Consider the following 10063-nt stretch of genomic DNA (forward strand, 5'->3'; position numbering starts at 1 on the left):
GTTTACCTTGTTTTTCTATTGCTGCTAATTCTAAATTTAATTCTAAAATTTTTTCCAAAATATTGTCATTATTATTAAATTTATAAGCTTGTATTACTAACTTATCTAGTTGAGCATGAAGTTTAAAAAGTTGACTGCTAGGTTCGGTAAAAAATTGATTATAAAGTTGAGTTATTCCCCACTGTTTTTCTTCCATTTGTTTTGTACGATATTGATGTAGTTGTTTGGTAGTTTCCCGAATTTCCTGTACTAATTTTTGACTAGGGTTTTGAGGAAATGGAAAAGTTTCAAAACAGGTATTATGAGTGTAGCGAATATCCCCTTTAAGAGTTGAACTTTTAGCCTGAATCCAGATACGATGAACTTGAGATAAAAGAATGCCAAGAATGTAAAAATCTTCAGAAGCAACAACTTTCGTTGTGTTTCCTGGAAGCCAACTAGGAAAGCAAGGAATGAAAATTGCCCATTTTGATACTTCTGGTACGGCAAAATAACATGATAAAGGAGCGATCGCTTTTCTCATTTCCAGTCTTTTTCCTTCGTACTTCCACCAATTTACTTTTAACTTAGAATTGCGATTATTTTGGCGTTCTTTTGGAATAGTTTCTCTGACTCTTTCAAAAGGTTTTTGATAATAACTAGCTTCTTCAATACTCATATCATTAAAATCAATAATCCAACGTTCAGGTTTTCCATGAGGATTTTGTGCTAGATTTCTCCCCATTGAAAATAGTTTCAAAACATCTTGATTTTTAGCATCAGCTTCAATCCAAATATTTACCTCCTTCTCAGTAACAATAAATCCTTTACCATTAGGAATTACCCCTTGAAAACATTGATTTTTATTAGCCTTTAACTTAACTGCTCCAGAAACATCTATCGTCGAAGTCAAGGATGAATTAATCAGACTAACTTTTTGATTATCCAAATAATAACCTTCAGGTTTTTGCTTACTCCAATTAATAATACTAACATGAACATTTGCTTCCCCAGACCAAGGTTGAGTCGAAATCGCCTCATGGATATAACCACCATTTTGAGTAATAAAATCTAGAGAAGCAACTCTACTTTTTCCCTGACTAACAGAATTTGTTCCTACCAACCCAGCTCTACCATTTTCTCCTAAATATTCGTGAGCTAGTCGATACCAATAACAGCAAAAATCTACAGAATCTTTCACATCATAAAACTGTTCAAAAACTCTATCAACATACTCATCTCCAACAGCTAATCTAATATGTTTTCCCCCCAAAAAAGGAGGGTTGCCAATAATAGCATTAGCCTCCGGCCATCTACTAAATAAAGCATCTTGACAAACAATATTTTTATCCGAAGTATCCAAAGGCAAAGCAGGTTCAGTTAACTTAAACTTATCAATAGCAACCTTCCGAGCAATCATTAAAGTAACCCTTGCCAATTCCACAGCAAATTGATTATTATCCATTCCATAAAATTGTACTGGAGTAACAAAACTCATTTCTATTTGTTCCTCTTTTGAACGGCGACGACTAGCAACTTTTTCTAATAACAACTGTTCAATTCTTTTCAACTCCTGATAAGCAATATAAAGAAAATTTCCCGAACCACAAGCAGGGTCTAAAACTCGATAACCTTGTAATTCAAGCTGCAATTTATTCAACTCTTTAATAGTAGTTGCTGCCTCAATTTTTTCCTCCCAAAATTTACTAATAGTCGGTCTCACAATTTTCATTATGTCAACTTCAGAAGTGAAATGAATTCCATAACTATGACGCTTTTCCTTATCAGTTGCTGCCTCAAATATATTGCCAAAAATTGCCGGGCGAATTTGACTCCAATTTTGCCTACCACAAGCCTCCAAAATCCTCAATTCCGATTTAGTTAACTCTATCGGAGGAAAGACAGAAAATCAACCACCATTAAAATAATCTACTCCTTCATAACGCCCAGTCGGTGTAATTCCAGGCTGATTCATTTCTCGAAATAATCCACCAATAATGTCATAAGAATTACCATCTTTTAAACAGTCTTGAACACAAGAAATAAACAGATTTTCCGGTAACATTCCTCTGTCAGCAGCAAACATTGCTAAAACACATTGCAATACAAATCTTTGAGCATCAAACTGATTAAATAATTTTTGTTTTTTACCTCTTTCTTGTAATTCTTGAAAAAGCTGCCCCATTCGTTTCGCTGCTGTTTCTGTGACTTCGACTTGGTTATTTCTAAATACTGGTTGCCTATTAGCTATTTCCATGAAGGTAAAAGCACCAGAACGTTCAGGTATTTGTGTCAACGGAATGCAGTCTACTGGAGTATCTAATTGAGTGTTGAAGTCAAAAATCCAAAATTCGTTAAAATTGCAAAGTATCACATATTTCGGGCGGTCAGGAATTAAACGTATCCAATAATCAAATGCTTGGGAATAATATTTGTTTAAGTCTTCCCCACGTTTTTTCATTTCTATTAAAACCCGTGGTTTCCACACTAAATCTGCAAAGCCTGTATTACCTTTTTTACTACCTTTTTTAATTCTTTTTTCATAAGTTGCTCCTGCTTCTATTGCTCCCTCATGTCCGAATGCTTGAAAAAAGCGATCTAAAAATATTTGTGCTTCTCCTTTTTCATCTCCAGTGATGTGTTGTTGACAGAAAATGACAAAATTTTGGAGTTTTTCAGTAGAAGCTGACATGATAATTATTCCTTTTTTCCTTTTTTAAAGCTCGTAAGTAGGTTGTAATATTTTATCGTAGGGGTTTTCTCCAAACCCTGGTCTCCAAACCCTGGTCTCCAAACCCTGGTCTCCAAACCCTGGTCTCCAAACTCTGGTCTCCAAACCAAACGCCAAAATAGGATTTGGAAACCAAACCCCTACAGCTTTTTTCACAAATCACTTTACCGAAATAATTAATAATTAAACAATTAAATAATTCACGGCTTGAAGCCTCCCCTTTCAAGGGGAAAAAATAAATCTGTTCCTTATTCGTCAATCCTCTCCCTAAAAGGGAGAGGTAATTATCAATTATCAATTATCAATTAATGAACGCCTTTATTATTCGTAACATTCTTTTTTCAAAATGCTATAACACCTCATCTTTTCATCTTTACATCTGTGGGAAAATCCCTGTTTGCCCTATTCTCCCACTCCTAATATTCATAACAAAAAAACACCTACTTAAAAGTAACAATAAATCCTTTGCCATTGCGACATAAAACGCAGCGCGACATCAAAAATGAAATAACAGACGGCTAACAACTGCCCACTAACAACTAACAACTAAAAACTGATAACTGATAACTGATAACTGAAAAAAACCCCCCACCAAAGGTAGGAGGTTTAATTTAATCTAACCTACTAAACCAGAGTTCAGCTAATCTCTAAAAATTAACCAAACTTACCAGCAGTCGAGGCTATCAAGAACGCGGCATAAGTCAGCACATAACCCACCGTAAAGTGAGCTAAACCAACAACACGAGCTTGAACAATAGAAAGAGCAACAGGCTTATCCTTCCAACGAACCAAGTTAGCTAGAGGAGTACGCTCATGCGCCCAAACAATTGTTTCAATCAACTCTTGCCAATAACCACGCCAAGAGATGAGGAACATGAAACCAGTCGCCCAAACTAGGTGTCCGAATAAGAACATCCAAGCCCAAACAGACAAGTTGTTAGTTCCATAAGGGTTATAACCATTAATTAACTGGGAAGAGTTCAACCACAGATAATCACGGAACCAACCCATTAAATGAGTAGAAGATTGATTAAACTGAGCTAAGTTACCTTGCCATGCAGATAGGTTCTTCCAATGCCAGTAGAATGTTAGCCAACCAATGGTGTTTAACATCCAGAACATAGCTAGGTAGAAAGAGTCCCAAGCAGAGATATCGCAAGTACCACCACGACCAGGGCCATCGCAAGGGAATGCGTAACCGAAGTCTTTCTTGTCTGGCATTAACTTAGAACCACGAGCATCCAACGCACCTTTAACCAAAATCAAAGTAGTTGTATGCAGACCTAAAGCGATCGCGTGGTGAACCAAGAAATCTCCAGGTCCAATAGTTAAGAACAGAGAGTTAGTACCACTATTGATAGCATCTAACCAACCTGGTAACCATACAGCACTAGGAGTGGAAGCAATACTATCAGCGTTAGACAACAGCACATCCATGCCGTATAAAGCCTTCCCGGAAGCAGCTTGAACGAACTGAGCAAATACTGGCTCAATCAAGATTTGCTTTTCAGGAGTACCAAAAGCAACCACTACATCATTGTGGACATAAAGACCTAGAGTGTGGAAACCTAAGAATAAAGAAACCCAGCTCAAGTGAGAGATGATAGCTTCCTTATGGTTTAATACACGATCCAATACGTTACCTTTATTTTGCTCTGCATCATAATCCCGTACTAGGAAAATTGCACCGTGAGCAAAAGCACCTACCATAATGAAACCAGCAATATACTGGTGGTGGGTGTAAAGTGCAGCCATTGTAGTGTAATCCCTTGCCATGAAAGCATAAGGAGGCAAAGCATACATATGCTGTGCAACCAAGGAAGTAATTACACCCAAGGAAGCTAGAGCTAAAGCTAACTGGAAGTGTAGAGAGTTGTTTAGAGTTTCATACAACCCTTGGTGAGGCAAGTTAAACTGACCTTGACTCTTACCACCGATTAAACCAGCTTTGGAATCAAGCATTTCTTTAATGCTGTGACCGATACCAAAGTTAGTCCGGTACATATGACCAGCAACGATGAAGATAACAGCGATCGCCAAGTGGTGATGAGCCATATCAGTCAACCACAGGGACTCAGTTTGAGGATGGAAACCACCCAAGAAAGTCAAAATTGCAGTTCCCGCACCTTCAGAAGTACCAAACACATGGTTAACAGTGTCAGGATTTTGAGCATAAACGCCCCAATTTCCTGTAAAGAACGGGCCTAAACCTGCTGGGTGAGGCATAGTTGTTAGGAAGTTATCCCAACCAACGTGCTGTCCGCGAGATTCAGGAATAGCAACGTGAACCAAGTGACCAGTCCAAGCCAAGGAACTAACACCGAACAGACCTGCTAAATGGTGATTTAAGCGGGACTCAGCATTTTTGAACCAAGCGAGACTAGGACGGAACTTGGGCTGGAGGTGTAACCAACCAGCGAACAGCATGATGGATGCCAAAACCAGGAGGAAGATAGAACCCTGGTATAAGTCTCCATTTGTTCTCATGCCGATGGTATACCACCAGTGGTAAATACCAGAATATGCGATATTTACTGGGTTAGAGGCACCTGCTTGAGTGAAAGCATCAACTGCAGGTTGACCGAATTGAGGGTCCCAAATCGCGTGGGCGATAGGACGTACATTTAGAGGATCTTTAATCCACTGTTCAAAGTTTCCTTGCCAGGCAACGTGGAAGAGATTACCAGAAGTCCATAAGAAAATGATTGCCAGATGACCGAAGTGAGAAGCAAAAATCTTTTGGTAAAGATTTTCTTCTGTCATGCCATCGTGAGTCTCAAAGTCATGAGCTGTAGCAATCCCGTACCATATCCGCCTGGTGGTTGGATCTTGTGCCAGGTCTTGGCTGAATTTTGGGAATTTTGTGGCCATAAATCTTTGATCTAAGTCTCGCGTGTCTTTGAGAATTTAGTGAGAATTTAGATTGAAATAGGGGATTGAGGATGAATCAACCCCCAAGTAAGAATGTTAAAACGTTATTGGATTCTTATCCTACTGAAATTATTCTACACAGGAAGAATGCCCAGGTTGTAGCAATTCCACCTAGGAGATAGTGAGCTACCCCCACTGCCCGACCTTGGATGATGCTTAAAGCACGAGGCTGAATTGCTGGAGCAACCTTTAACTTATTATGAGCCCAAACAATAGACTCAATCAACTCTTGCCAGTAGCCACGACCACTGAACAAGAACATTAAGCTAAATGCCCAGATAAAGTGTGCTCCTAAGAACAACAAACCATAGGCAGACAGAGCTGAACCGTAGGATGTAATTACATTTGAAGCTTGCGCCCAAAGGAAATCACGCAACCAACCATTAATGGTTATTGCACTTTGTGCAAAGTTACCGTAGGTAATGTGAGATACTGAACCGTCTGCGGCTACTGTTCCCCAAACGTCTGACTGCATCTTCCAGCTAAAGTGGAAAATCACAATTGACAGAGAATTATACATCCAGAACAGACCTAAGAACACATGGTCCCAACCGGAAACTTGACAAGTACCACCACGACCAGGACCGTCGCAAGGGAACCGGAAGCCTAGTTCACTCTTATCTGGAATTAGACGAGAGCTACGAGCATACAGTACACCTTTGAGAAGAATCAGAGCTGTAACGTGGATAGTAAAGGCATGAATATGGTGAACCATAAAGTCCGCCGTACCCAATGTCATTGGCATCATTGCTACTTTGCCACCTACTGCTAATACATCGCCACCAAAAATTGGGCTAACAGATGATAAAGCATTAGGAGCAGTATTGCCAGGAGCCATCATGTGGATATTTTGTACCCACTGAGCAAAGACTGGCTGCAATTGAATAGCAGTATCAGAGAACATATCTTGGGGACGACCCAAAGCTCTCATTGTATCGTTGTGGACGTATAAACCGAAGCTATGGAAGCCCAAGAATATACATACCCAGTTCAAGTGGGAGATAATTGCATCCCGGTGACGAATGACTCGATCCAACACGTTGTTAACATTTTTCGCCGGATCATAATCCCGCACCATGAAAATAGCACCATGTGCTCCAGCTCCCACAATCAGGAATCCGCCAATCCACATATGGTGTGTGAACAGAGATAACTGAGTTGGGTAGTCAGTAGCAATATAGGGATATGGTGGCATTGCATACATATGATGCGCCACAATGATGCTCAGGGAACCCATCATCGCTAAGTTAATTGCTAACTGAGCGTGCCAGGAAGTTGTCAGAGCTTCATAGAGACCTTTATGACCTTCACCACCGATTAGAAGTGGATCTTTGTGAGCCTCTAAGATTTCTTTCATGCTATGACCAATGCCCCAGTTTGTCCGGTACATATGGCCAGCAACGATGAATAACACCGCTAGTGCTAAGTGATGGTGAGCTGTATCAGATAACCATAAGCCACCTGTTACAGGATTTAAACCACCCTTAAAGGTTAAGAAGTCAGCGTACTCTCCCCAATTCAATGTAAAGAATGGAGTTAAACCTTTAGCAAAACTAGGGTACAACTCTGCCATCAAGCTTTTATTAAAGAGAAACTCATGGGGAAGAGGAATATCCGCTGGTGCTACCCCAGAATCTAATAACTTATTAATAGGCAGAGATACATGAATCTGGTGACCTGCCCAAGACAAGCAGCCTAGACCCAATAACCCAGATAAGTGGTGGTTCATCATTGATTCCACATTCTGGAACCATTCCAACTTAGGAGCGCTCTTGTGATAATGGAACCAACCAGCAAACAACATCAGGGCAGCCATTACTAAACCACCGATCGCTGTGCAGTATAGTTGGAACTCATTGGTTATACCAGAAGCACGCCATAGTTGGAATAATCCAGAGGTAATTTGGATTCCGTGGAAACCACCACCAACATCACCATTTAAAATTCCTTGGCCTACGATAGGCCAGACTACTTGAGCACTTGGTTTAATTCCTGTGGGGTCTGTTAACCAAGCTTCATAGTTGGAAAATTTAGCGCCATGAAAATATGCGCCACTCAACCAGATAAAGATTACGGCCAGGTGGCCAAAGTGCGCGCTGAAGATTTTGCGCGATACGTCTTCTAAATCACTAGTATGACTATCAAAGTCGTGAGCGTCAGCGTGAAGGTTCCAAATCCAGGTAGTGGTTTTTGGTCCTTTTGCTAAAGACCGTTCAAAGTGACCAGGCTTGGCCCACTTTTCAAATGAAGTAGGTACTGGGTCCTTGTCTACGGTTACTTTTACTTTTGCCTCGCGCTCTGGAGGACTTATGGTCATGAAGACTCTCCTCTCCCAAAGACAATTAACTAAATTATTTATGTTGTAGACATTAATAAAAGTTGTAAAGAATTATCAACATCTTTATGCAACTTTGCAGGTTTTAACTGCTTTATTGCTGGAGTGCAACATCACACTCTTTGTTCATGCCAAAACTATATAGCATTTTGGCGAAAATGTCACAAATACATAGATTGGATTTTACCGATTTCGATGTAAGTGCGAACTTCTTTAGGTGATTATAAACTTGCTTAAGAAATTTAAGTTGTATGTTTACAATTATTAAAATTTCTTGATAAAAGATTAATAAAGTATGATCTCATTTCACAGTAAAGAGAAAAAGTCAAGACATACAACCGAAAATTTTACAAAACTCAACGTTAACTAATCTTTACATTTTATCGTGGTCAATCTGGAGATTTACACATTTTGCCAAGCTCCTACAAAGTTTTGTCCAGATGGTTGATTAATTATCTACAGTTGGGACTTATTTACAGTTCCCCAGTCAATCAAGAATAGATAAGCTGAAACCCTTTATTTTTGGTTGAAGTGCCTAATTTTAAATTTGTCAACTTCAAGTTATACATATATATATAGATAACTATCAACAGATAAATACTGATAAACTTTGGTTTGTCAGACTAAACTTGTCAGTAACACACGGCATAGTAAGAGTCTTGGCGTTAGCTAATTCATAGAAAAACTTCAATGTTAACTCTAAATTTATAGGAGTATCGTCAGTGTTTGGCATAAATTTGCAAGCAACATATCTCAGAAAAATCATCACATTCCTAATTACAGTAGTTTTAATATCTGGTTTAGTCAGTTGTAGCGATCGCTTTTCTGAATTCTCTCAAATTCGTCCTCAAAAATCTGAAACCATATCTAAAACTAAAATATCTGAAGTTTCCCCCCCAGAAATAATTCAAAAATTACGTCAAGCAATAGACATATATCAACCCCAAATCACAATACAAAACCCACAACCAGATCAAATATTTGAAGACAATGATATTACTCTGGAACTCCAGGTGCAAGACTTAAATATAGGTAAGTCTGATCTAGACTTAGGATCTTATATAGAAGTAACCTTAGACGATAAACATTACACAAAAATCTATGATCTGAATGAACCTCTTGTCTTATCAGATTTAGAACCGGGTACTCATACCCTAAGAGTTTTTGCTTGTAGTCCATGGGATGAAAGTTTTAAGAACGAAGGTGCTTATGCTCAAACTACATTTCATATCTTCACCAAAACCGCAAATAATAATCCTGCTCCAGATTTACCATTATTAACTTATAATAGTCCGGTAGGTAGCTATGGAGAGGAACCCATCATGCTTGACTACTATCTCACCAATGCACCATTGCACTCGGTAGCGCAAGCAGATCCTGAAGATGAAATAGATGATTGGCGTATTCGTGTTACTGTTAATGGAACCAGTTTCATCACCGATGAATGGCAATCAATATATTTACAAGGATTCCATCGAGGAAAAAATTGGATACAGTTAGAATATATTGATGAATTGGGTAATCCAATTAATAATGTCTATAACAATACTGTTCATCTGATTAACTACGAACCAGGTGGGGAAGATGCTCTCAGTAAAATAATTCGAGGAGAAATTTCACTAAAAGAAGCATTTAGTATAATTGACTTGGAATACATCTACGAGGAACTGCAACCCGAAGTAACTCCAGAACCAGAAGTAGAATTAGTTCCTGTGACTGAACCGATAACTGAGGAATTAGAAGAACAGGAAACTTTTGTTGAACCTGAAATCACTGAGGAATTAGAAGAACAGGAAACTTTTGTCGAACCTGAAACTGAAACTGAAACTGAACCAGAACCAATAACTGAGGAATTAGAGGTAGAGGAAATTTTTGTTGCACCTGAAACAGAAGTAGAATCAGTTCCTGTAACTGAACCAATAACTGAGGAATTGGAAGAACAGGAAACTTTTGTTGAACCTGAAACAGAACCAGAAGTAGAACCAGTTCCTGTAACTGAACCAATAACTGAGGAATTAGAAGAACAGGAAACTTTTGTTGAACCTCAAACAGAACCAGAAGTAGAACCAGTTCCTGTAACTGAACCG

Annotated in this window: 7 protein-coding genes; 1 reads left to right on the plus strand and 6 read right to left on the minus strand. The window is 39.0% G+C overall.

Features of this window, described 5'->3' with window-relative positions; all coding sequences use genetic code 11:
* From AFK68_RS24675 to AFK68_RS37310, 6 genes are all read right to left on the minus strand, one after another.
* Window positions 1-1849: DNA methyltransferase (locus AFK68_RS24675; RefSeq protein WP_246844442.1), on the minus strand; the 1849-nt coding region annotated here is incomplete at its 3' end.
* 39 nt (window positions 1850-1888) lie between these two features.
* The gene (locus AFK68_RS42525; RefSeq protein ID WP_246844292.1) at window positions 1889-2671 is read right to left on the minus strand and encodes a type IIL restriction-modification enzyme MmeI; all 783 of its coding nucleotides are present in this window, start codon (window positions 2669-2671) and stop codon (window positions 1889-1891) included.
* A gap of 24 nt (window positions 2672-2695) precedes the next feature.
* Window positions 2696-2866, minus strand: coding sequence for a hypothetical protein (locus AFK68_RS37305; protein ID WP_168186556.1), 171 nt, complete (start codon window positions 2864-2866; stop codon window positions 2696-2698).
* Between the two features lie 498 nt (window positions 2867-3364).
* Window positions 3365-5581, minus strand: coding sequence for a photosystem I core protein PsaB (gene psaB / locus AFK68_RS24680; RefSeq protein WP_094675897.1), 2217 nt, complete (start codon window positions 5579-5581; stop codon window positions 3365-3367).
* 115 nt (window positions 5582-5696) lie between these two features.
* Window positions 5697-7958: a photosystem I core protein PsaA gene (gene psaA / locus AFK68_RS24685; protein ID WP_168186640.1), complete on the minus strand. Its 2262-nt coding sequence runs from the start codon at window positions 7956-7958 to the stop codon at window positions 5697-5699.
* A gap of 604 nt (window positions 7959-8562) precedes the next feature.
* Window positions 8563-8709, minus strand: coding sequence for a hypothetical protein (locus AFK68_RS37310; RefSeq protein WP_168186641.1), 147 nt, complete (start codon window positions 8707-8709; stop codon window positions 8563-8565).
* On the opposite strand from AFK68_RS37310, the gene AFK68_RS24690 reads away from it, so the two are divergent.
* Window positions 8699-10063: hypothetical protein (locus AFK68_RS24690; RefSeq protein WP_094675901.1), on the plus strand; the 1365-nt coding region annotated here is incomplete at its 3' end. The two genes, AFK68_RS37310 and AFK68_RS24690, sit on opposite strands and share 11 nt — an antisense overlap.

The organism is Hydrocoleum sp. CS-953, from assembly GCF_002260545.1.
GTDB lineage: Bacteria > Cyanobacteriota > Cyanobacteriia > Cyanobacteriales > Microcoleaceae > Trichodesmium.

What these genes read in the sequence shown, in the direction of transcription:
- AFK68_RS42525 (WP_246844292.1), bottom strand. Translation starts at nt 2,671, where the DNA reads ATGTCAGCTTCTACTGAAAAACTCCAAAATTTTGTCATTTTCTGTCAA.
- psaB (WP_094675897.1), bottom strand. Translation starts at nt 5,581, where the DNA reads ATGGCCACAAAATTCCCAAAATTCAGCCAAGACCTGGCACAAGATCCA.
- psaA (WP_168186640.1), bottom strand. Translation starts at nt 7,958, where the DNA reads ATGACCATAAGTCCTCCAGAGCGCGAGGCAAAAGTAAAAGTAACCGTA.
- AFK68_RS37310 (WP_168186641.1), bottom strand. Translation starts at nt 8,709, where the DNA reads ATGCCAAACACTGACGATACTCCTATAAATTTAGAGTTAACATTGAAG.